This is a genomic window from Maribacter sp. 4G9 (genome assembly GCF_002742265.1).
GTDB lineage: Bacteria > Bacteroidota > Bacteroidia > Flavobacteriales > Flavobacteriaceae > Maribacter.
The window spans coordinates 98,066-118,144 of the sequence record NZ_MDGL01000126.1; the positions used below are offsets into that span (position 1 = coordinate 98,066).

Sequence of the window (20,079 nt, forward strand, 5' to 3'; positions counted from 1 at the left end):
TGAGCAGCTGGTAACTGCCACTTAGTTTTTGGTTAGTTTGGTTTGGTATAACCCCTAGGATTTTATTCTAGGGGTTATTTTATGAGATTGACTTCAGGCTGAATGGTAATCCCGAATTTGTATTGTACTTCCTCAATGATTTTATGGGCCAGGTTTAATATCTCATTTCCGCTTGCATTGCCATAATTTACCAAAACCAACGCTTGCTTTGAATGTACCCCGGCATCACCAAATCGCTTACCCTTGAATCCACTTTGTTCAATGAGCCAACCTGCAGGAATTTTAAATTCTTCCTCTGAAACTTTATAAAAGGGAGCTTCAGGGTTTTTAGCGATGAAATCCTCAAATACTTCCTTGGATATGATAGGATTCTTAAAAAAGCTTCCGCTATTGCCCAATTCCTTTGGGTTGGGCAATTTGCTGTTTCTAATATTTATGACAGCGTTCGAGACGTCGACTATACCTGGGTCCGTGATATTGTTCCTAGCCAATTCCTCGTTAATGGCTCCGTAGTTCGTATTTAGAACATGGTTCTTTTTGGTAAGTTTTAATGTTACCGATGTAATGACGTACTCATCCTTTCCTTCGTTCTTAAAAAAGGAATCCCTGTATCCAAATTGGCACTCTTCCTTTGTAAAATGTACCAACTTCTGGTCTGCCCTTCGTACGGCCTCGCAACTGACAAAAACATCCTTGAGCTCCACTCCATAGGCGCCTATGTTCTGAATAGGTGCAGTTCCGGTGTTTCCTGGAATCAGGGACATGTTTTCCAGTCCCCCAAAATTCCGTTCCAAGGTCCACAAGACCATTCCATGCCAATTCTCACCGGCCATAACCCTAATCTCAGCATAAGAATCATCCTCATTTTCAATAAAAATCCCTCTCATATCTATATGGATAACCAAGGCATCGATATCCTTAGTAATCAACATATTGCTTCCACCTCCCAAAATAAACTTGTGGGGATATCTTGTATCACCCAAAATACATTGAAGATCTTCAACTGTTGTTATTTCAACAAAGAATTTTGCCTTGGCATCAATACCAAAGGTATTGTAGTCCTTTAGGGAATAATTCTTGTGTATTTCCATCAACCGATGTAGGTTTTAAGTGCCTCGCCCAGAATGTGAACGGCTCTTTTTAGGGTGGGTCGGTCGAGAACGTAGGCAATCCGTATTTGGTTCTTGCCCAGTCCTTCCGTGGCATAAAACCCTGCAGCGGGAGCTACCATGACAGTTTCATTATCAACCCTAAAATCCTCCAATAGCCATTGGGCAAAATCGTCCGCGTCCTCAATGGGAAGTTCCGCGATGCAATAAAAGGCGCCCTGTGGTTTGGCCACCACTACGCCGTCCAGTTTTTCAAGTTCCGAAATCAGCAGGTTCCTTCTGGACACATATTCCGTCTTTACCTCGTCAAAATAACTTTGGGGTGTTTCCAAAGCGGCTTCGCTCGCTATTTGGGCATAGGTTGGGGGGGAAAGTCTTGCCTGGGCAAATTTGATGGCCGTTGAGATTACCTCTTGGTTCTTTGATACCAGGAAGCCAATACGGGCTCCGCACATACTATATCTTTTGGAGACTGAATCCACTATAATCCCATGATTCGCCAAAGATGGTTCTTGTAGGATGGAGTAATGCTGCCTGTCGTCGTATACGAACTCTCTGTACACCTCATCGGCAATTAGAAATAAATCATGCTCCACTACGATTTTTGCAAGCTTTTTGATTTCCTCCTCGCTATATAAGTAGCCTGTGGGATTGCCAGGATTGCAAATGAGAATTGCCTTTGTTTTTGGTGTAATCAACTTTTCAAAATCCTCAATGGGCGGCAGTGCAAAGTTGTTCTCGATTTTGGATACAACAGGAACCACCTTAATACCGCTTGCCGTGGCAAAACCGTTGTAGTTGGCATAGAATGGTTCTGGGATAATAACTTCATCATCCGTATCCGCTATACTACCCATGGCAAAGGAAAGTGCTTCGGAACCGCCAGTGGTAACTATAATATCATTGGCCGTAACCTCGATTTGATTCTTATGGTAGTAGGCCGCTATTTTCTCCCTGTAACTTTCAGAACCCTCCGTCCTGCTGTACTCCAATACCTTAAGATTGTTGTTTTTTACCGCATCCAAGGCAATTTGAGGGGTCCTAATATCAGGTTGTCCAATATTGAGATGGATTACGGTCGCACCTTTTTTCTTGGCACTTTCCGCAAAGGGAACCAATTTTCTAATGGGGGATTGCGGCATGGCAAGTCCTTTTTGGGAAATCTTAGGCATACAAATTACTTTTTGGCAAAATTGGTGAATGATTGGGTAATCTACAATTTATGGACGGTTTATTTCCGGTTTTTTCAGGAATGTTAAAATTCAAGTGGGTGAAATAATAATTTCGTATCTTGATGAATGTCAATCAATTGTAAACGAATATGTTAGGAGGAATCAAGCATTTTTATCTTATTCTGTGGCTGGTACTGCCAATTTACGGCGTAGCACAGGGCTATTCCTTTCCCGTTAATCAAAGGGTTGAGAAAATCAGGTTCGAGTTGATAAACAACCTGATTGTTATTCCAATAGATGTCAACGGAACCCAATTGTCCTTTGTTTTGGATTCTGGTGTAAGCACCCCAATATTGTTCAATCTTGCCAACCAAGACTCCTTGGAATTAAAGAATGTTTCTGATATCACCATTAACGGGCTGGGCGAAGGGGAACCCATAAGTGCGTTGAGCTCGCAGGGAAATTACTTTAAGTTGGGGAATGTTCGGAATTTTTCTCAAAAACTATATGTTGTGCTGGATGCGGGAATCAATTTTTCCCCAAGTTTAGGAGTTCCCATTCATGGTATAATAGGGTATGATCTATTTAGGGATTTTATAGTCGATATCAATTATTCTGGCAAGACGATCAAGTTCTATAACCCCGAAAGCGCGGGACCAAAGTTGGGAAACCGCTTTGAAACGCTTCAAGTGGATATTATCAATAGAAAGGCTTATATGGATGCCCATGTTTCCTTAAAGGGAGCCAAGGATATTCCCATTAAGATGTTATTGGATACCGGTAGTAGCGATGCAATTTGGCTCTTTGAGGATGAACGGATTAAATTGCCCAAAGAGTATTATGAGGATTATTTGGGAAAGGGTCTGGCAGGTGATATTTTTGGTAAGAGAACCAAGGTGGAAGCAATCAGAATTGGTGATTTTGATCTATCCGATGCAAAGGCAGCTTTTCCTGATATGCTATCTTTTAGTAGCATTAAGGATTTGGGAAATAGAAACGGTAGTTTTGGCGGTGAAATGCTAAAGCGATTTAATATAGTTTTTGATTATCCTAATGGTAAAATCAGTCTTCGAAAAAATTCAAACTTCAAAAAACCATTTCATTACAATGTAAGCGGCATTGATCTACAACATGCCGGGGTACGATATGTATCCGAAAGAATAGCTGATGTGAATGGAATCGTGGAAAGCAACCATCGCTCCTACGGAAACGTACAAATTTTGCTGGAAGGCGCTACCCGATTGAGTCTTGTGCCTGAAATTGTGGTTTCCGGTATTCGGTCCGGTAGCCCGGCGCATTCGGCTGGTTTGCAGGAGGGGGATATAATTTTGGCAGTCAATGGGAAAAGAATACACCGGTATAAGATTCAGGAAATTATGGAAATGTTAAATGAAAAGGAGGGCAGAAGGGTGAAAGTACTTGTGGAAAGGGCCAATGCCAATTTGTTGTTCAGTTTTGTCCTGAAAGACCTGTTCAAATAAAAAGCCCTCACGTATTGGGAGGGCTTTGAATTCTTTTCGAATTAGGGGTTACTTGGTTCCACTTGTGGCTTTTACTTCGCCTTTAATCTTTAAAATCTTTGTTGGGGTATCCGCGTTGGAAGTTACGGTAATCGCCTTTCTAATGGGTCCAACACGGTTGGTGTCATATTTTACCTGGATTTCACCGGTTTTGCCTGGCATGATCGGATCTTCCGGTTTTTTAGGAATCGTACATCCACAGCTAGAACGTACATCGCTTATAATCAAAGGGGCACTTCCTGTATTAGTGAATTCAAACACACGAACACCGTCCGTACCTTTTTCGATTTCACCGTAATCCACGGTTTCCGATTTAAACTCAATTTTTGCCGCGTTATCTTGGGCCTTTAAGCTCATTGTAACCAATCCGACAAACAATACAAGTACAATTTTTTTCATCATTTTTAATTTAGGATGAACTTCAAAATTAATTCTTTTCAGAACAACTCCAAAATCCTTTTGTTATACTCTAACGTTACTTATTTTTGTTTCGTATTTTATTTTGGAAAAAACGGTACGGATATAAGAAATATCTATTCCGTTTTGTTTTTTCCTCCCAACTCATTTCAAAAACTGTTCCAAAAATGGAAATTCCATCAAAATATGAGCCAATTCAGGTAGAAAATCGTTGGTACGATTACTGGATGCAACATAATTACTTTCATTCCACACCAGATGAAAGAGAACCCTACACGATTGTAATTCCGCCTCCCAACGTGACAGGGGTGCTGCACATGGGGCACATGCTGAATAATACGATACAGGATGTATTAATTAGAAGGGCCCGTTTGAAGGGGAAAAATGCTTGTTGGGTACCTGGAACGGACCATGCATCCATTGCAACGGAAGCCAAGGTTGTGGCCAAGCTTAAAGAACAGGGAATCCATAAAAGCGAGATTTCTAGGGAGGAATTCCTTAAACATGCGTGGGATTGGACACATGAATACGGTGGAGTTATCCTGGAACAGCTCAAAAAGCTAGGTTGTTCCTGTGACTGGGATAGAACGGCCTTTACCATGGATAAGGAGCGCTATGAAAGCGTTATCAAAGTATTCGTTGATCTTTATGAAAAGGGACTTATTTACAGGGGATACAGAATGGTCAATTGGGACCCAGAGGCCAAGACCACTTTATCCGATGAGGAGGTAATCTATGAAGAGAAACAAGGCTTGTTATATTATTTGCAGTATTCCATTGAGGGGTCAGACGAAAAAGTAACGATAGCAACCACCAGACCGGAAACGATCCTTGGGGATACGGCCATTTGTATCAATCCCAACGACGAACGGTACGCACATTTAAAGGGAAAAAAGGCCATTGTACCTCTGTGTAATAGGGTAATACCCCTTATAGAGGATGAATACGTGGATATTGAATTTGGAACAGGTTGTTTAAAAGTAACTCCGGCCCACGATGTGAACGACAAAGCTTTGGGAGAAAAGCACAACTTGGAAACCGTTGATATTTTTAATGACGATGCAACGCTAAATTCCTTTGGAATGCACTATGAGGGCAAGGACCGTTTTGTAGTTCGAAAGGAAATAGCCAAGGAATTGGAGGAAAAGGGGTTTTTGGTAAAGACGGAACAACACCTTAATAAAGTTGGGACCTCAGAACGTACAAAAGCGGTTATAGAGCCTCGATTGTCCGATCAGTGGTTTTTAAAAATGGAGGAATTGGTAAAACCTGCCATAAGGGCAGTTTTAGAATCGGAGGAAATCAAGTTTTTCCCAAAAAGGTTCGACAATATCTACCGACATTGGATGGAAAATATTAGGGATTGGAACATTTCAAGACAGCTTTGGTGGGGACAACGCATCCCGGCCTACTATTTTGGTGATGGTCAGGAAGATTTCGTGGTGGCTATGGATGAGGAAGATGCATTGGCAAGGGCCAAGGAAAAATCCGGAAATAAAAATCTGACCCTGACCGATTTAAAACAGGACGCAGATGTTCTGGACACCTGGTTTTCTTCGTGGTTATGGCCCATAAGTGTTTTCAATGGAATTTTGGAACCGGAAAATGATGAGGTCCATTATTATTATCCTACCAATGACCTGGTTACGGGCCCTGATATTATTTTCTTTTGGGTGGCCCGCATGATCATTGCCGGTTATGAATACCGGGATTCAAGACCGTTTGAAAACGTTTATTTCACCGGTTTGGTGCGGGATAAGCAGCGCCGTAAAATGTCCAAGCAACTGGGAAACTCCCCAGATGCCTTACAATTGATCAAGGAGTATGGTGCAGATGGAGTAAGGGTAGGATTGTTGCTAAGTTCCGCCGCCGGCAACGATTTAATGTTCGATGAAGATCTGTGTCAGCAAGGAAAGAATTTCGCCAATAAGATTTGGAACGGGTTCCGTCTTTTGAAAGGGTGGGAAGTAGCGGATCTGCCACAACCGGAAGCATCCAAACTTGGAATCGAATGGTACAAGGCAAAGTTCAACCAAACCTTGCAGGAAATCGAGGACCATTTTGGCAAGTATCGTATTTCCGATGCGTTAATGGCCATTTACAAATTGGTTTGGGACGATTATAGTTCTTGGCTGCTGGAAATTATCAAGCCCGCCTACCAGCAACCCATCGATAGGAAATCCTTTGAGGAAGTCATCCATATTTTTGAACAAAACCTAAAGTTATTGCATCCCTTTATGCCATTTTTAACGGAAGAGGTATGGCAGCATATTTCGGAAAGAGATTCTTCTCAGGCTTTGATCATATCCAATTGGCCTGAACTTTATGCTGCGGATGATGCCCTTGTAGGGCAATTTGAATTTACCACTGAAGTGGTAGCCGGAATTAGGACCATAAGAAAGGAAAAAAACATTCCCATGAAGGAATCTTTGGAACTTTTGGTGCTGAACGAAGAAAATAGGGTTGCTGATTGGGATTGTATTATAGGTAAATTGACAAATCTTTCCTCAATTTCCTATGTTAACGGTACGGTAGATGGTGCCTTGTCCTTTCGGGTAAAATCCAATGAGTATTTTATACCGATGGGTGGTGCCATTGATGTGGATGCCGAAAAAGCCAAAATAGAGGATGAATTAAAATATATCAAGGGATTTTTAATTTCGGTACGGAAAAAGCTTTCCAACGAAAGATTTGTAAACAACGCCCCTGAACAGGTCATTGAAATGGAACGAAAGAAACAGGCCGATGCCGAGGCTAAAATTGAAACCTTGGAAAAAAGCCTTGCCAACTTGGGTTAATAGGGAGACAACGGATTTCCAAATGGATTAATAATCATCGTGTTTAAGGACGATAGTTGATTCATTATCAGCTAATTTACGTCAGAATCAAAAACACTGAAAATTATGAAAAGTCTATTATGGTTAGTTGCGGTAATTTGTATTATCATTTGGTTATTGGGTATGTTAGGTGTAGTGCCAGGCCTGGCAACGGGTAGTTTGCTTCACATTTTATTGGTTATTGCCGTAATCGTTATACTTTACAATATTATATCGGGCCGTAAGCCGCTGTAAAAAATTAAAACTATTTGATGGACCAATCCTAAAAGAAGGATTGGTTTTTTGTTTTAGGTCATTGGCCATCGTTTCGGACTACGAAATTTGAACATAATATTTTGTATCTTGAAGGGAAAATATCGGCGTATCATGAAATATATAGTAGTGTGCCTTGCACTTTTTTCTTTTGCAGAGCTATTTTCCCAAGACGGAAAAGGAAAAATTTTACCAAAGGAAATTCAGATTAAAACGGCCATTTTACCGGTACCCAAAGGCAGCAGTACGGATACCATGGTTTATGGCTACAATGAGAATGGGGACTTGGTAGTTCTTCGTGAGGGTACAAGCAATATGGTCTGTTTGGCCGATGATCCCAATAAGGAAGGAATCAGTGTTTCCTGTTACTCCAAAAAATTGGAACCATTTATGAAACGGGGACGGGAGCTTCGGGCCCAAGGGAAGGATGTTATGGAAATACGGGAAATTAGGGGAAACGAGATATCCCAGGGAACCTTGGATATGCCCAGGGAACCTAGTATGATGTACGTGTATTATGGCACAGATGCCGATTATGACTCCACTGCCGGGGAGCTGGCAAACGGACAGTTTAGATATGTCATCTATATTCCTTATGCTACAACGGAATCCACAGGGCTGCCCGATAAACCCCATGCCAAGGGGATGCCATGGTTGATGGATCCAGGCACCCATAGGGCGCACATTATGGTGGGACCTAATTGATTATCTGAATCTAAAGATTCTTCTTAGGGGCAATTCCGGATCAATATTTTCCTCTTTTGTTTTTGCGACAGGGGTATTTTCCTCTATCGTTTCCATCCAAAGGACACCCAATGCTCCCAGGATTATCAGGTTTTTGATGATATATTGGCCTAGGAGCGTAAGGGTCAACAAACTTTCATTAAAAATAAGTTCCGGGAAGAAAAGCAGTGGTGTAAAGGTAAGAAGCATGTGTACCACCGCTAACTGAACCGTACCCTTTTTTTGAAGGTTAAATAGGAAAAATACTCCTACTAGGACTTCCCATAAGGCCAAGAGTAGAATTGAAATACTGGAAGGTATCATTGAAAAGGTGAGTTCGTCAATGGTGTTTATCGCCAGTTCTTCTGCTGGACTAAAATTTGGGAAGAATTTAAGTCCCCCGAACCATAAGTAAACAAGTCCTATGGATATTTGTAAGTAACGCTTTTTGATGTTTTGAATTTTCATTTGGCAGGTATTTATATTGGTTAATTTATTTAAAGCTGTCTTGAAGTTCTGGCGCTATTTTTACTTTGCTATTGGTAAAACGATAGGAAACCCCTAGGTTTATCACATAATCGGAAAAGGCGGCATCCCCGTTTCTTGGGGTGCCGGTAAGCTGTTGGGTCTTTAAGTCCGTGATACTTTGTGGCCGTTCCCTGCGAACAGCAAAAGGCACATTGAGATTGATTACAAAATTACTTTTCATAAAACTTACCCCGGGATCAACGGAGAGTACATTCCCAGGCCTTCTAAACCCCTCGTTTCCACCGATCAAATCCTTAACGGGGACACAATCAAATCGGGCACCTAAGGAAGATGAAAAGCTTGGAGAGATGTTGTAGCTAAGGCCGCCTCTTAGCGAATATTGGTCCGGTATGGCCATAATGGCCTCGTTTTGTAGAATGGGGCTCAGCGTTTCCCTGAAGGTCCTCACCCCATTGGTTTCCCTAGGGTTGATGAGATAAAACCCGCTTGCATAGCTAAAAACATTTGTGGTTATTTTTTGATAGAATTGAAAGTCGACCGTAACACCAAAACCTCCATCACCGGGTTGAATGGATTGATCGACGGGTCTTGTCTACGGTTCCCCGTTTGGTCCTACATTATAAAAAATATCGGAGGCGTTATAACTACCCGTTGGAAGTTTTACACCCAAACCCAAGGCCAGATTTCCGTTGGGGGACTTTTCCATATCAAATAACCAATAGCCAAAACCAAACCTAATATCTGCAAGCCCCCTGGAAAAAGTTACGTTTCTTTCGTTGCGCCCGTGTTCATATAGTGAGGAACGTGTATTGATAACCGTTGGAATGGTAATACTGGTGTATACCCGTTCACTGATACCATATGTGGTAAAAAAGTCCCAAGCATGGGAATGGTTAATTACTTCCGTATTGTTGGCGAGTCTATCCGGTTCTTCCTCAGTACCCCTAAAATGCCTAAAGGATTTAAAATATCGGTAGTTGACTCCAATTTGTAAATCTCCCGTATTCAACAAGTTATTCTCAAGATTACTGCCCACACAGGAAGAAAAATGCCGTATGGCGACACAGCCTTGGGCATTTATGTACTTTAATGGATAAAATAAGAATAGAAGAACGATGAAGTATTGATTTCTTTGCATGTTTGAAATTATATTTAGTTGGTTGTAAGGAATAGCGGAGGTAAAAAGCCAACTCCATGCTACAAGGAGTTGGCCTTTAAAACATTATGTAATAAACAATAACTAAACTCAAGATTAATTTATTAACATTGACAAACTTAGTTGATTTGGGAGCCCATAAGGATTAAATGCAGGGTAAAGAGGTTTAAGAAAAGGTTAATGCGATTAATGGAATATTAAATTTCATTAATAAGCGCAATTATTTAGGTTAATTCGTAAGGATTTTGAAGAAGAGATATATTTATATAGGGTTGTTTTTGGTCTCAATTGTAGGTTTAACAATTGTTCAATATAAATATTTACGCATTGGTCTTAGTTTGGCTAAAGTACAGTTTGGGACTAAGATTGAGAAGGTAGCAGAGGTGGTGAAAGAAGGTTTAAGGGAACAAAATAGGCTCACTTTTTTAATGGGCAGTGCCATGGAAGAGGATACTTCTTTTTTTAGGGTTTCCGTTGATAGCCTTGAAAAAGTTTCCAATATGTTCCTAGAGGACTTTATAAGGGAGCAATTGAAGTATCAGGAAATTGACTCCGAATTTTCATATACCCTTTTTTCCAAGGATAGTGTTTATATTATAAATTCATCAAATGAACTCGAATTAGGCGAAAGCGCAGTCTCTTATCCCATTGAATTGGAAGGTTATTTTCCCGAGTTGTTGGGGAAACCCATCGTATTGGAACTAAAATTCGAAAATCTTCATCAGTATTTTTTGGCGAAATTAAACGGATTGACATTTCCCAGTATATTATTCCTGATAGGTATTTGTGTGACCATTTTTTGGGTTTTGCGCACCTATTATTGGCAAAGTAGTGTCATAACCACGACCAATGAGTTCATTAATAATCTTACCCATGAATTAAAGACCCCTGTATTCTCTATTGGTTTGGCGACCAAAATCCTGGATGAGACCGCTACTGAAAAACAGAAGCCCGTGTTGGGAATTATCAGGCAACAAGTGAACCGTTTGTCCGGCCACATAGAAAAGGTTTTGGAGCTGGCCAGTTTAGAATCTGGTAAAAGTGTGATTACCTTAACAAAGGTAGACTTCAAACCATACTTGGAGACCCTATGTTCCGAATTCAAAACATTGGTAGCCATAGAGAACGGATCGTTTACCTATGATTTAGAGGGAAAGGAGTATATTATAAATGCTGAAGTTTTTCATTTAGAAAATGCGATCAATAACATTTTGGACAATGCCAAAAAATATTCCTCCGAACCTGAAATATCTTTGAACGCCTATCAAGATGGCAATCGGCTGGTTATAGAAGTGACCGATAATGGGATAGGGATTTCAAAAGACGATGCGCATAGGGTGTTTCGCAAGTTCTATCGAGTGACGAATGGGGATCTTCACAATGTAAAAGGGTATGGCCTTGGCCTCAGTTATGTGAAAAAAGTAATGAAAAAACACGGAGGAGAGGTACAAATCGCTAGTAAGGAGATGAAAGGAACAAAAGTCAGTATAACAATTCCAATGTTGAAATGATGGCAGAAAAAAAAAGAATTTTATTGGTCGAGGATGACGATGCCGTAGGGTATTTATTAACTGAATATTTGAATATGAAGGGTTTCGATGTTTCTTGGGCAAAACATGGAAAAGACGCCTTGGTAAAATTGGATCAAACAAAATATGAGTTGGCCGTCTTGGATGTAATGATGCCCGAAATGGACGGTTTTACCTTGGCAGAACGGATAAATGAGAATTTTTCTGAATTACCCTTTATTTTCCTAACGGCAAAGTCCCTAAAAGTAGACGTGCTCAAAGGGTTTTATTTGGGTGCGGTGGATTACCTCAAAAAGCCAATAGATGAAGAGGAATTGGTCATACGGATAGAAAACCTATTGTCAAGATTGGAGAAGCCGGTCAATACAGGAAAGGCTGTTGAAGTTTTTACAATTGGCAAATATGAATTCAACTCGTTAAATCAAGAATTGATGGTAGAAGGCCAAAAGATAAAACTAACCGTTAAGGAAAGCGAACTGCTTAAATATTTGGTGGATAAAAGAAATCAGTTGTGCCCTCACAAGGATATTCTCATCAAGATCTGGGGTAAAAATGATTACTTCAACAAGAAGAGTCTAAACGTTTTTATCACTCGATTGAGAAAATTTTTGGAAAGGGATGGCAATATTAAGATCGAGAATGTTCATAGCAAGGGTTATATTCTACGATATGAACCTTAAGAACAGTTTGTATATTGGATTTAATATTGGAGTTCGTATCTTTTAAGTGTCAATTGTAAAGTCTTGGAAACCTACGCAACCGCATTGTTATACGCCATACCTGTTTTTATGCTCCTTATGGTACTGGAAATGGTCTATGGTCATTTTGTAAAAGACCAAAAGTATACGGTTTTGGATACTGTTTCCAGTATAAGCTCCGGACTGACCAATATAATAAAAGACTCCTTAGGCATTGTATTGGTGTTGATATCCTATCCATTTTTACTGGAGCATCTAGCCATTACAACAATTGAAACTACCTGGTTAACATGGGGTATTGGTTTTATTGCTATTGATTTTGCAGGGTATTGGAACCATAGATTTAGCCATAAGGTCAATTTTTTCTGGAACCAGCATGTGATTCATCATAGTAGTGAGAGATTTAACTTGGCCTGTGCCTTAAGACAATCCGTTTCCAATTTATTGGGCTATTTCCCTTTTTTATTGATACCTGCGGCCCTGCTGGGCGTCCCCAACAAGGTAATAGCCATTTTAGCTCCCATTCAACTTTTTGCCCAATTTTGGTACCATACGCAACACATAGGCAAAATGGGTTGGTTGGAATATATTGTCGTAACCCCATCACAGCACAGGGTACATCATGCCATAAATCCTGAATACATAGACAAGAATTTGGGACAGGTTTTCTGTATTTGGGACCGGATGTTCGGAACGTTTCAGGAAGAATTGCCCCACGTGCCCCCGCAATATGGAATTTTGAAACCTGCAAGAACTTGGAACCCGATCCGCATTAATTTTCAGCATCTCTGGAGATTATGCCTGGACGCTTGGAGAACACGGATTCTTTGGGATAAAATCAGGATTTGGTTCATGCCAACTGGTTGGAGACCCAAGGACGTAAAGGAAAAATTTCCCATAGCGGTTATCACCGATGTCTACCAATTTGAACGCTATAGTACACCAACGACCAAAATGTTTAACGCCTATATAATTTTTCAATTGGTCCTATCCCTTCTACTGTTGTTGTTTATGTTCGGAAATTTTGGAAACCTTTCGGGTGGGGAGTTGTTGGTGTATGGAGGTTTGGTCTTTCTGGGGATTTATGGATATACCTCTTTAATGGATGGCGACCCGTATGCCATGTGGATTGAGGTTTTTAGGTCCATGGCGGGTTGTGTGATCATTTTTTTGACTCGGGATTGGTTTGGGTTGAATGCCCTTTTTCCTTTTGGAAAAACATTGATTTTCATATACTTTTTATCTACCATTGCTGGCGGTATTTATTTTTCAAATTCGTTTAAAAAGAAAAGAATATTGGCATGATCAGACCTTATATTTTGGCCGAAACTAATTGGAAACATCTTAAGGATGAACAATTTCAATTGGCCGTTTTACCCTGGGGCGCTACAGAGGCCCATAATTACCACCTCCCTTATGCAACGGATAATTACCAAGCGGAGTCCATAGTTTCGGAATCGGCAAGGATGGCATGGGAGCATGGGGACAAAGTAGTTGTCTTGCCCATAATTCCATTTGGAGTGAATACCGGTCAAAAGGATATCTATTTGGACATCAACCTAAATCCAAGTACCCAATTCGCTATATTGAAGGATATAATTACCGTTTTGAACGAGCAGGGTATATATAAATTACTAATATTCAACGGGCACGGCGGAAATGATTTTAAACCCTTAATACGCGAGTTAGGGTTGTTGTTTCCTAAGATGTTCATCAGTTTTTGTTTTTTTCCTCAGATGTTGGATAAATACCAATATTTTGAAAATAAAGGGGATCATGCCGATGAAATGGAGACAAGTCTAATGCTATATCTACGAAATGATTTGGTCCTACCCAAGGAAAGCTGGGGCAGGGGCGACCATAAAAAATTCAAAATAAAGGCTTTTTCTGAAGGCGGTGTATGGGCGGAACGTGCGTGGTCAAAGATAACACTTGATACAGGTACCGGAAATCCTGAATTGGCCACCAAGGAAAAAGGGAAAAGATTTTTCAAGGATGTTTGCGCCAAAGTAAGCAAACTTTTTACGGATTTGTGCCATGCCAATTTGGATGATCTATACGAGTAGGCAACTCCTAGGGGTATTTGATTTTAATTAGGATTTTAATTCCTTATCCACCAATTTTATATATTCCTTCATGGCATCCTCCATGTTGATATTTTGTGCCTGTATAAGGGCGTTCGCCTTGAAGGCATTGATTAAAGGTGTCTTACTTCCCGGATTGTTGTAATTTTTATTGGCCACTTTATAATAGGCATAAAGTTTAAGCAAAATATCCGCAGGTATTGGAAACTCGTACTTGTTTACAAAGGCAACGGCCTCCTGAAATTCAGTATGTAGATTCTTCTTGCTCATTTGGATCAACATAGGATGCGATACAGGTCATTGCCCCTTTGACTTTTTGCCCTAAGGTTACGTTTATTTGGCAGTTTAAAGGGAGAAAAACGTCCACACGTGACCCAAACTTGATAAAACCTGAATCTTCCCCTTGTTGCACACTTTCGCCTACTTCAGCGTAATTTACGATTCGCCTTGCCATGGCCCCAGCGATTTGTCTGAATAGGATATCCCCAAATTTTGGTGTCCCAATTACTACCGTAGTGCGCTCATTTTCCTCACTGGATTTTGGATGCCACGCAACTAAAAATTTTCCTGGATGGTATTTTGAATATTTTACCCTTCCACTGGCCGGATACCTTGTAACATGTACATTGATAGGGGACATAAAAATGGAGACCTGTTTACGCTTCCCATGAAAATATTCCTTCTCCTCAACTTCCTCGATAACTACTACTTTTCCATCTACAGGAGCTAATATTTCGTCAAATGTTTTGTTCGCACGTCTTTTAGGATTCCTAAAAAACTGAAGAATAAGGATGAGGATGACCAGAGCCGTTAATTGAATCCCAATCTTTAACCAAGACTTATTGACATAGAAATGCGCCAGTAAAACAGCCATTGCCGTGATAAAGAAAGTTATTAAAATAATTTTCTGGCCTTCTCTATGAAACATAGGTAAAAATATTTAAAGTTAAATATGCAAAAGGAGCGGCAAAAACCAAACTGTCCAACCTGTCCAACATACCGCCGTGCCCTGGCAGTATGGCACCACTATCCTTGACCCCTGCAGCTCTTTTTAATTTGGACTCTATCAAATCTCCCAAACTACCCATAACAACGATTACACTTGCCAAGAGCATCCATTGGATCGGTCCTATAATTTGCTCCTGCGTCCCCATAATGTAAGCTGCACCTAAGGCAAAGATATAACCTCCTACCGTTCCTTCCACCGTTTTTTTTGGAGAAACTATGGGGAACAATTTGGTTCTGCCAATGGTTTTCCCAACAATATAGGCAAAAGAGTCATTGACCCAGATAAGTATAAAAATACCCATTATTAAAAGTTTCGCAAAGGCATCATTTTTATAGGGAATCATTGTAAGAAAGATGCATCCACCTCCAATATAAAATAACCCGATCATAAATTTATAAAAGGTGGAAAATGTTTTTTGATTCTTTGAAAATAAATAGACCAATAAATATACATCTATGAAAATCGTGATAAACATTAAGATATTTATCAGAATTTGGTCGTGAATCAAGTAAATATAAGCCCACCAAAGGGAGAGATAGGCCAAAAAAATGTAATATCCTTTTAGTTTCACAAGTCTTTTGTATTCATAAAGACAAGCAAGTCCGAATACCATAAAAAGAAAATCGAAAGCGTCCGAGCTAAGAAAAACAGCGGATAATAATAGTATTATATACACTGCTCCCGTAAGTGATCTTCTTAAAACCTCTTTCATCTGAAACTATTTAACCTTAATAAAAAGTCAGATGTAATGCTCGAATTATCAAGAACGGTGGAATTGAAATATGCTACTAATAGGCATTTCATACTATAAATCTTCCAGCAATAAAAGATAAAGATTTTTAGTACTACTTCCGTACGTTAGAAAATCGTCTGAATTTTCTTCGGTGGCTTTGAAATGTTTAAGTGTAGTAATATTCGCCGGAATAGAAGGGCCATATTTCTTTTTTATGGTTTTGAGACCTTCCCCAATGGATTCTACCAATTGACTTGTTGTGGCGTAAACGATGACGTTACTGGGCAGTTCATTTACTTTCTTTTCCATCAACTGATTGGAACAGACCAATATACTGCCATTTTGGGCAATCAAGTGTTCGCAGGTAGTCAAAAAAACTTCGCTTTCCTTTGTATTATCTGTAAATGAAAGATTTTCCCTGGAGAACTTTTTGACCAATTGGGGGTTCATGGCGAAGAATGGGTGGTCTTCCCAACCATTTTCCTCAATAATATTGTAAATGGCCTTTAATACTTCTTGTTCAGATATGCAATAGATAAACTTGCCGCCATTTTTTTTGAAATGGATGGTGAATTTTTCGTCTACTGGGAGAGACAGATCTGGCATATGTTCACCACGTGTTTCCGCAGTTTCCTTAGAAATATTCTTTTTTCCTCCACCAAATAAGATATCTAAAAGCCCCATTTAATACGTTGATCTACGAATAACCCTTTTGCTCCTTTGATTGCATTGAACGATACACATAGTTAGCTATTTTCAGCTACTTTTTCGTCTTCTTCAGCATTTTTTTTGGACTCAGAGGCTTCCCGTTCATTCTTTTCAGCTTCTAGGATGTCCTTATCAAAAGTTCTTTTGCCAAATATTTTTTCCAAATCTTCTTTAAAGATAACTTCTTTTTCCAATAGTCTTTGGGCCAAAGTGGTAAGTTTATCTTTGTTATCGGTCAAGACTTTTATGGCCCTTTGATATTGGGCCTCTATGATTTTGGAGATTTCCTCGTCAATTTTCCTAGCGGTCTCCTCACTGTAGGGCTTGGAAAAGCCATAGGAATCTTGGCCTGAGGAATCATAATAGGTTAGATTACCAATGGTATCGTTCAAACCGTAGATTGTGACCATGGCCTTCGCCTGTTTGGTTACTTTTTCCAAATCACTCAAGGCACCTGTTGAAATCTTGTCAAATATAACTTTCTCAGCAGCTCTACCTCCCATGGTTGCGCACATCTCGTCCAACATCTGGTCCGGCCTTACAATAAGTCTTTCTTCGGGTAGATACCAAGCGGCACCTAAGGATTGTCCTCTAGGTACAATGGTCACCTTTACCAAAGGAGCCGCATGCTCTAGCATCCAGCTAACGGTGGCATGACCTGCTTCATGGTAAGCAATGGTTTCTTTCTCACCGGGAGTTATTATTTTGTTTTTCTTTTCCAGACCTCCAACTATTCTATCAACGGCATCCAGAAAATCCTGTTTATTTACGGCCTTTTGTTCTTTTCTAGCGGCGATCAGTGCGGCCTCGTTACAGACATTTGCGATATCGGCACCGGAAAATCCTGGTGTTTGTCTAGCTAGGAAATCCAAATCCAACGTTTCGGCCGTTTTTATTGGTCTTAAGTGTACTTCAAAAATCTCCTTTCGTTCCCTGATATCCGGAAGGTCCACATAAATTTGTCTATCGAATCTCCCTGCACGCATCAAGGCCTTATCGAGAACATCGGCACGGTTGGTTGCCGCCAATACGATAACATTGGTGTTAGTTCCAAATCCATCCATCTCGGTAAGAAGCTGATTCAGAGTGTTTTCCCTTTCATCATTGGATCCGGTAAAATTATTTTTGCCCCTTGCCCTACCAATGGCATCGATTTCATCAATAAAAATAATCGCTGGGGATTTGTCCTTGGCCTGTTTGAAAAGGTCCCTCACCCTTGAGGCACCTACTCCCACGAACATTTCAACAAAATCTGATCCTGATAGTGAGAAGAAAGGAACTTTTGCCTCTCCCGCAACGGCCTTGGCCAATAGGGTTTTACCAGTACCTGGAGGTCCTACTAGCAACGCCCCTTTTGGAATTTTTCCCCCAAGAGATGTGTATTTGTCTGGATTTCTTAGAAATTCTACAATTTCCTCAACCTCTTCCTTGGCACCTTCCAATCCCGCAACATCTTTAAACGAGGTTCTGGTATCCGTTTTTTCATCAAATAGTTTTGCTTTGGATTTGCCAATGTTGAAAATTTGGCCCCCTGCTCCGCCGCCGCCGCCGCCAGACATCCTTCTCATCAGGTAAATCCATATACCAATGATAAGAACAAATGGCAACAATGAAAGTAAAAAGTCTAAAATGGCAGTGGATTCTTTTCCAAATTCAATGATGGTATCAAGGTTGTTATCCTTTTTTATCTCGGTGATTTCATTTTGAAAAATCTGTAGATCGCCATAATCCAAAGTGTATTGGGGCACACTCCCCGAGGTAGGTAAAAACGATTTTTCAGAAACATCCTTATGAACCTCCTTGGTCATCGCCTCATCTGTAAGAAATACCTTTGCCTGATTGGTGTTGGTAATGATCAATATTTTCTTAACATCCCCATTTCTTAGATATTCCTGTAATTCCGATGTAGTCGTTTTTTTGGTACTTGCCAAATCGTCGCTACTGAACAATTGAAATCCAATAAGCAATACTGCTACCAAACCATAGATCCACCAAGAGCTGAATTTTGGTTTTTTGGGACTCGTACTATTCTCTTTTGCCATTATTTTTTTTTAATTATTAACGCTACTTTCTATGGTGGTGAATTTGGCATCACCCCATAGGCCTTCAATATCGTAAAATTCCCTGATGTGCTTTTGGAAAACATGGACCACTATATTTACGTAGTCCATTAAGACCCACTCGGCGTTATCCGTACCTTCCACATGCCAAGGTTTATCCTTACTTGCCTTACTGACTGTTTTTTGGATGGAACCAACGATTGCATTCACATGCGTGTTGGAAGTACCGTTACAAATAATAAAGTAGTCGCAAACAGTATTTTCAATATCTCTTAGGTCAAGTAAATTTATGTTTTGTCCTTTTACTTCTTCTATTCCCTGTAAAATCAATGCAATTAACTCATCTGCACTAGTTTTCCTTTTCTGCATTCAAAAGTTTTAGTTTTTGCAAAGTTATTGTTTTTTTGCTCTTTAAGGCTTAGTTTTTAATAATTGATTAAAGATTGGCCCAAACAAATTACTATGCAAATAATCAAACTTGATGCCACGGAGTCCACAAATACCTTTTTAAAGGATTTGTCTAGGACGGATATTGTCGATGATTATACCGTTGTATGGGCCAAGCATCAGACCAAGGGGAGGGGCCAGATGGATGGTAGTTGGCAGACTGAACCAGGTAAAAACCTAACTTTCAGTGTATTAAAAAAGATATCAGGATTTCAATTGGAACAGCATTTTATGCTCAATATGATTGTTTCCATAGCTGTTTTTAGAACCTTGGCAGAATTTCAAATCCCAAAGATTAAGGTAAAGTGGCCTAACGACATAATGTCAGGTTCCAAGAAGATTTGTGGTATCTTGATAGAAAATTACCTGGTGGGGGCAGCATTGAAATCCTTGGTCATTGGAATTGGGTTGAACGTAAACCAGACCTCTTTTCCGGGTAACCCCAAAGCTTCTTCCTTATTCAATCAAACCGGGCAGATGTATGATTTGGATTTGGTATTACAGAGGTTATTACAAAATTTAAAATTGGGATTTGCCCAATTTGAAACAGGACATTCAGAGGATGTATTTAAGGAATATCAATCCTTACTCTTCAGAAAAGGTGTGGCCAGTACGTTCCAATCTAGGGACGGAAAAATGTTCAGTGGAATCATTCAAGGTGTATCGGGCAACGGAAGATTAAGGGTTCAATTAGAGGATGACAGCCTTGCCGAGTTTGATATAAAGGAAATTACCTTACTTTACTAGATTTTCTCCAAATTGGAGGACAAGGTTTTCATGAAATTGGTGATAGGCGATTTTATCATCATTGCCATCATGGCATTGAACTCTCCTGAGAAGCTCAGCGTAACCTCACTTTTTGTCTCCTCCAACTCGTTTATATCTGCCGTAAGGGTAAATGGGAGTTTCTCACTGGCAGCGCCCAAAACAAGTTTGGAAGAAGGTATTTGATCCTTTTTTTCCAGTACTATTTCAGGCATTCCCTTTAACGAGAATAGGAACCTGTTTTCATTCAACACTTCAAACTTATCAATATTTTCAGGCATCAATTTTTCAAAATTGGATAAGTCGTTCAAGAAATTGAAGGTATCCTCCTTACTTTTTGATACAATTGATTTTGGCGATTCTATAAACAT

General features: G+C 40.0%; 22 protein-coding genes. 9 read left to right on the forward strand and 13 right to left on the reverse strand.

All coding sequences use genetic code 11. The features are described from left to right. Positions 1–74: 74 nt before the first annotated feature. A complete protein-coding gene (gene murB, locus BFP75_RS12735) occupies positions 75–1,091 on the reverse strand; it encodes a UDP-N-acetylmuramate dehydrogenase (protein ID WP_099545762.1) in 1,017 nt (338 codons plus the stop codon). Next, positions 1,091–2,281 carry a pyridoxal phosphate-dependent aminotransferase gene (locus tag BFP75_RS12740; protein WP_099545763.1) on the reverse strand — a complete coding sequence of 397 codons (1,191 nt, stop codon included), beginning with the start codon at positions 2,279–2,281 and terminating at the stop codon, positions 1,091–1,093. The genes murB and BFP75_RS12740 overlap by 1 nt, the downstream gene beginning before the upstream one ends. Positions 2,282–2,430: 149 nt before the next feature. Between BFP75_RS12740 and BFP75_RS12745 the strand changes: the two genes are divergently transcribed. Continuing rightward, entirely contained in the window at positions 2,431–3,762 is a 1,332-nt protein-coding gene (locus BFP75_RS12745) for an aspartyl protease family protein (protein WP_099545764.1), read from the forward strand. 48 nt (positions 3,763–3,810) lie between these two features. On the opposite strand, the gene BFP75_RS12750 is transcribed toward BFP75_RS12745, so the two are convergent. Further along, positions 3,811–4,203, reverse strand: coding sequence for a DUF1573 domain-containing protein (locus tag BFP75_RS12750; RefSeq protein ID WP_099545765.1), 393 nt, complete (start codon positions 4,201–4,203; stop codon positions 3,811–3,813). Between the two features lie 182 nt (positions 4,204–4,385). On the opposite strand from BFP75_RS12750, the gene BFP75_RS12760 reads away from it, so the two are divergent. From BFP75_RS12760 to BFP75_RS12765, 3 genes are all read left to right on the forward strand, one after another. Continuing rightward, complete coding sequence (locus BFP75_RS12760; RefSeq protein ID WP_099545767.1) at positions 4,386–7,016, forward strand: valine--tRNA ligase; 2,631 nt, start codon at positions 4,386–4,388, stop codon at positions 7,014–7,016. Between the two features lie 105 nt (positions 7,017–7,121). Beyond that, complete coding sequence (locus BFP75_RS21510) at positions 7,122–7,289, forward strand: lmo0937 family membrane protein (RefSeq protein ID WP_123803448.1); 168 nt, start codon at positions 7,122–7,124, stop codon at positions 7,287–7,289. A gap of 132 nt (positions 7,290–7,421) precedes the next feature. Next, entirely contained in the window at positions 7,422–8,012 is a 591-nt protein-coding gene (locus BFP75_RS12765) for a hypothetical protein (RefSeq protein WP_099545768.1), read from the forward strand. Here the strand turns inward: BFP75_RS12765 and BFP75_RS12770 are convergent, their stop codons facing one another. The 3 genes from BFP75_RS12770 to BFP75_RS22405 form a co-directional block, all read right to left on the reverse strand. Further along, positions 8,013–8,498 (reverse strand): hypothetical protein, encoded by a 486-nt coding sequence (locus BFP75_RS12770; RefSeq protein WP_206073552.1) that lies wholly within the window; start codon positions 8,496–8,498, stop codon positions 8,013–8,015. It abuts the gene before it with no gap. A gap of 25 nt (positions 8,499–8,523) precedes the next feature. Then, positions 8,524–8,967: a hypothetical protein gene (locus tag BFP75_RS22400; RefSeq protein ID WP_240531781.1), complete on the reverse strand. Its 444-nt coding sequence runs from the start codon at positions 8,965–8,967 to the stop codon at positions 8,524–8,526. 144 nt (positions 8,968–9,111) lie between these two features. Continuing rightward, entirely contained in the window at positions 9,112–9,657 is a 546-nt protein-coding gene (locus BFP75_RS22405; protein ID WP_240531782.1) for a transporter, read from the reverse strand. Between the two features lie 263 nt (positions 9,658–9,920). On the opposite strand from BFP75_RS22405, the gene BFP75_RS12780 reads away from it, so the two are divergent. The 4 genes from BFP75_RS12780 (at position 9,921) to BFP75_RS12795 (ending at position 13,968) form a co-directional block, all read left to right on the forward strand. Further along, complete coding sequence (locus tag BFP75_RS12780) at positions 9,921–11,186, forward strand: sensor histidine kinase (RefSeq protein ID WP_099545769.1); 1,266 nt, start codon at positions 9,921–9,923, stop codon at positions 11,184–11,186. Beyond that, positions 11,186–11,884: a response regulator transcription factor gene (locus tag BFP75_RS12785; RefSeq protein WP_317044533.1), complete on the forward strand. Its 699-nt coding sequence runs from the start codon at positions 11,186–11,188 to the stop codon at positions 11,882–11,884. The genes BFP75_RS12780 and BFP75_RS12785 overlap by 1 nt, the downstream gene beginning before the upstream one ends. Positions 11,885–11,947: 63 nt before the next feature. Further along, on the forward strand, positions 11,948–13,207 hold the full coding sequence (locus BFP75_RS12790) for a sterol desaturase family protein (RefSeq protein ID WP_099545771.1): 1,260 nt from the start codon (positions 11,948–11,950) through the stop codon (positions 13,205–13,207). Beyond that, complete coding sequence (locus BFP75_RS12795; RefSeq protein WP_206073553.1) at positions 13,204–13,968, forward strand: creatininase family protein; 765 nt, start codon at positions 13,204–13,206, stop codon at positions 13,966–13,968. Before BFP75_RS12790 ends, BFP75_RS12795 begins: the two co-directional genes overlap by 4 nt. Before the next feature lie 27 nt (positions 13,969–13,995). On the opposite strand, the gene BFP75_RS12800 is transcribed toward BFP75_RS12795, so the two are convergent. The 6 genes from BFP75_RS12800 to rsfS form a co-directional block, all read right to left on the reverse strand. Next, positions 13,996–14,256: an acyl-CoA-binding protein gene (locus BFP75_RS12800; RefSeq protein ID WP_099545772.1), complete on the reverse strand. Its 261-nt coding sequence runs from the start codon at positions 14,254–14,256 to the stop codon at positions 13,996–13,998. Next, positions 14,231–14,914, reverse strand: a complete 684-nt coding sequence (locus BFP75_RS12805; RefSeq protein ID WP_099545773.1) for a phosphatidylserine decarboxylase family protein — start codon at positions 14,912–14,914, stop codon at positions 14,231–14,233. The genes BFP75_RS12800 and BFP75_RS12805 overlap by 26 nt, the downstream gene beginning before the upstream one ends. After that, on the reverse strand, positions 14,904–15,707 hold the full coding sequence (locus BFP75_RS12810; RefSeq protein WP_099545774.1) for a phosphatidate cytidylyltransferase: 804 nt from the start codon (positions 15,705–15,707) through the stop codon (positions 14,904–14,906). The genes BFP75_RS12805 and BFP75_RS12810 overlap by 11 nt, the downstream gene beginning before the upstream one ends. Positions 15,708–15,800: 93 nt before the next feature. Continuing rightward, positions 15,801–16,412: an LUD domain-containing protein gene (locus BFP75_RS12815; protein ID WP_099545775.1), complete on the reverse strand. Its 612-nt coding sequence runs from the start codon at positions 16,410–16,412 to the stop codon at positions 15,801–15,803. Between the two features lie 62 nt (positions 16,413–16,474). Next, the gene (gene ftsH, locus BFP75_RS12820; protein WP_099545776.1) at positions 16,475–18,478 is read right to left on the reverse strand and encodes an ATP-dependent zinc metalloprotease FtsH; all 2,004 of its coding nucleotides are present in this window, start codon (positions 18,476–18,478) and stop codon (positions 16,475–16,477) included. Positions 18,479–18,487: 9 nt separating this feature from the next. Then, a complete protein-coding gene (rsfS, locus tag BFP75_RS12825; RefSeq protein WP_099545777.1) occupies positions 18,488–18,865 on the reverse strand; it encodes a ribosome silencing factor in 378 nt (125 codons plus the stop codon). A gap of 93 nt (positions 18,866–18,958) precedes the next feature. On the opposite strand from rsfS, the gene BFP75_RS12830 reads away from it, so the two are divergent. Further along, positions 18,959–19,690, forward strand: coding sequence for a biotin--[acetyl-CoA-carboxylase] ligase (locus tag BFP75_RS12830; RefSeq protein WP_099545834.1), 732 nt, complete (start codon positions 18,959–18,961; stop codon positions 19,688–19,690). On the opposite strand, the gene BFP75_RS12835 is transcribed toward BFP75_RS12830, so the two are convergent. Beyond that, a complete protein-coding gene (locus BFP75_RS12835; protein ID WP_099545778.1) occupies positions 19,687–20,079 on the reverse strand; it encodes an orotate phosphoribosyltransferase in 393 nt (130 codons plus the stop codon). The two genes, BFP75_RS12830 and BFP75_RS12835, sit on opposite strands and share 4 nt — an antisense overlap.

Excerpts from the sequence above, each read along its gene's own strand:
- BFP75_RS12740 (WP_099545763.1), bottom strand. The coding sequence starts at position 2,281 with ATGCCTAAGATTTCCCAAAAAGGACTTGCCATGCCGCAATCCCCCATT.
- BFP75_RS12785 (WP_317044533.1), top strand. The coding sequence starts at position 11,186 with ATGGCAGAAAAAAAAAGAATTTTATTGGTCGAGGATGACGATGCCGTA.
- ftsH (WP_099545776.1), bottom strand. The coding sequence starts at position 18,478 with ATGGCAAAAGAGAATAGTACGAGTCCCAAAAAACCAAAATTCAGCTCT.
- BFP75_RS12795 (WP_206073553.1), top strand. The coding sequence starts at position 13,204 with ATGATCAGACCTTATATTTTGGCCGAAACTAATTGGAAACATCTTAAG.
- BFP75_RS12835 (WP_099545778.1), bottom strand. The coding sequence starts at position 20,079 with ATGTTTATAGAATCGCCAAAATCAATTGTATCAAAAAGTAAGGAGGAT.
- BFP75_RS12805 (WP_099545773.1), bottom strand. The coding sequence starts at position 14,914 with ATGTTTCATAGAGAAGGCCAGAAAATTATTTTAATAACTTTCTTTATC.
- BFP75_RS12750 (WP_099545765.1), bottom strand. The coding sequence starts at position 4,203 with ATGATGAAAAAAATTGTACTTGTATTGTTTGTCGGATTGGTTACAATG.
- BFP75_RS12815 (WP_099545775.1), bottom strand. The coding sequence starts at position 16,412 with ATGGGGCTTTTAGATATCTTATTTGGTGGAGGAAAAAAGAATATTTCT.
- BFP75_RS12770 (WP_206073552.1), bottom strand. The coding sequence starts at position 8,498 with ATGAAAATTCAAAACATCAAAAAGCGTTACTTACAAATATCCATAGGA.
- BFP75_RS12830 (WP_099545834.1), top strand. The coding sequence starts at position 18,959 with ATGCAAATAATCAAACTTGATGCCACGGAGTCCACAAATACCTTTTTA.
- BFP75_RS22405 (WP_240531782.1), bottom strand. The coding sequence starts at position 9,657 with ATGCAAAGAAATCAATACTTCATCGTTCTTCTATTCTTATTTTATCCA.
- murB (WP_099545762.1), bottom strand. The coding sequence starts at position 1,091 with ATGGAAATACACAAGAATTATTCCCTAAAGGACTACAATACCTTTGGT.
- BFP75_RS12745 (WP_099545764.1), top strand. The coding sequence starts at position 2,431 with ATGTTAGGAGGAATCAAGCATTTTTATCTTATTCTGTGGCTGGTACTG.
- BFP75_RS12810 (WP_099545774.1), bottom strand. The coding sequence starts at position 15,707 with ATGAAAGAGGTTTTAAGAAGATCACTTACGGGAGCAGTGTATATAATA.
- BFP75_RS12760 (WP_099545767.1), top strand. The coding sequence starts at position 4,386 with ATGGAAATTCCATCAAAATATGAGCCAATTCAGGTAGAAAATCGTTGG.
- rsfS (WP_099545777.1), bottom strand. The coding sequence starts at position 18,865 with ATGCAGAAAAGGAAAACTAGTGCAGATGAGTTAATTGCATTGATTTTA.
- BFP75_RS12765 (WP_099545768.1), top strand. The coding sequence starts at position 7,422 with ATGAAATATATAGTAGTGTGCCTTGCACTTTTTTCTTTTGCAGAGCTA.
- BFP75_RS21510 (WP_123803448.1), top strand. The coding sequence starts at position 7,122 with ATGAAAAGTCTATTATGGTTAGTTGCGGTAATTTGTATTATCATTTGG.
- BFP75_RS12800 (WP_099545772.1), bottom strand. The coding sequence starts at position 14,256 with ATGAGCAAGAAGAATCTACATACTGAATTTCAGGAGGCCGTTGCCTTT.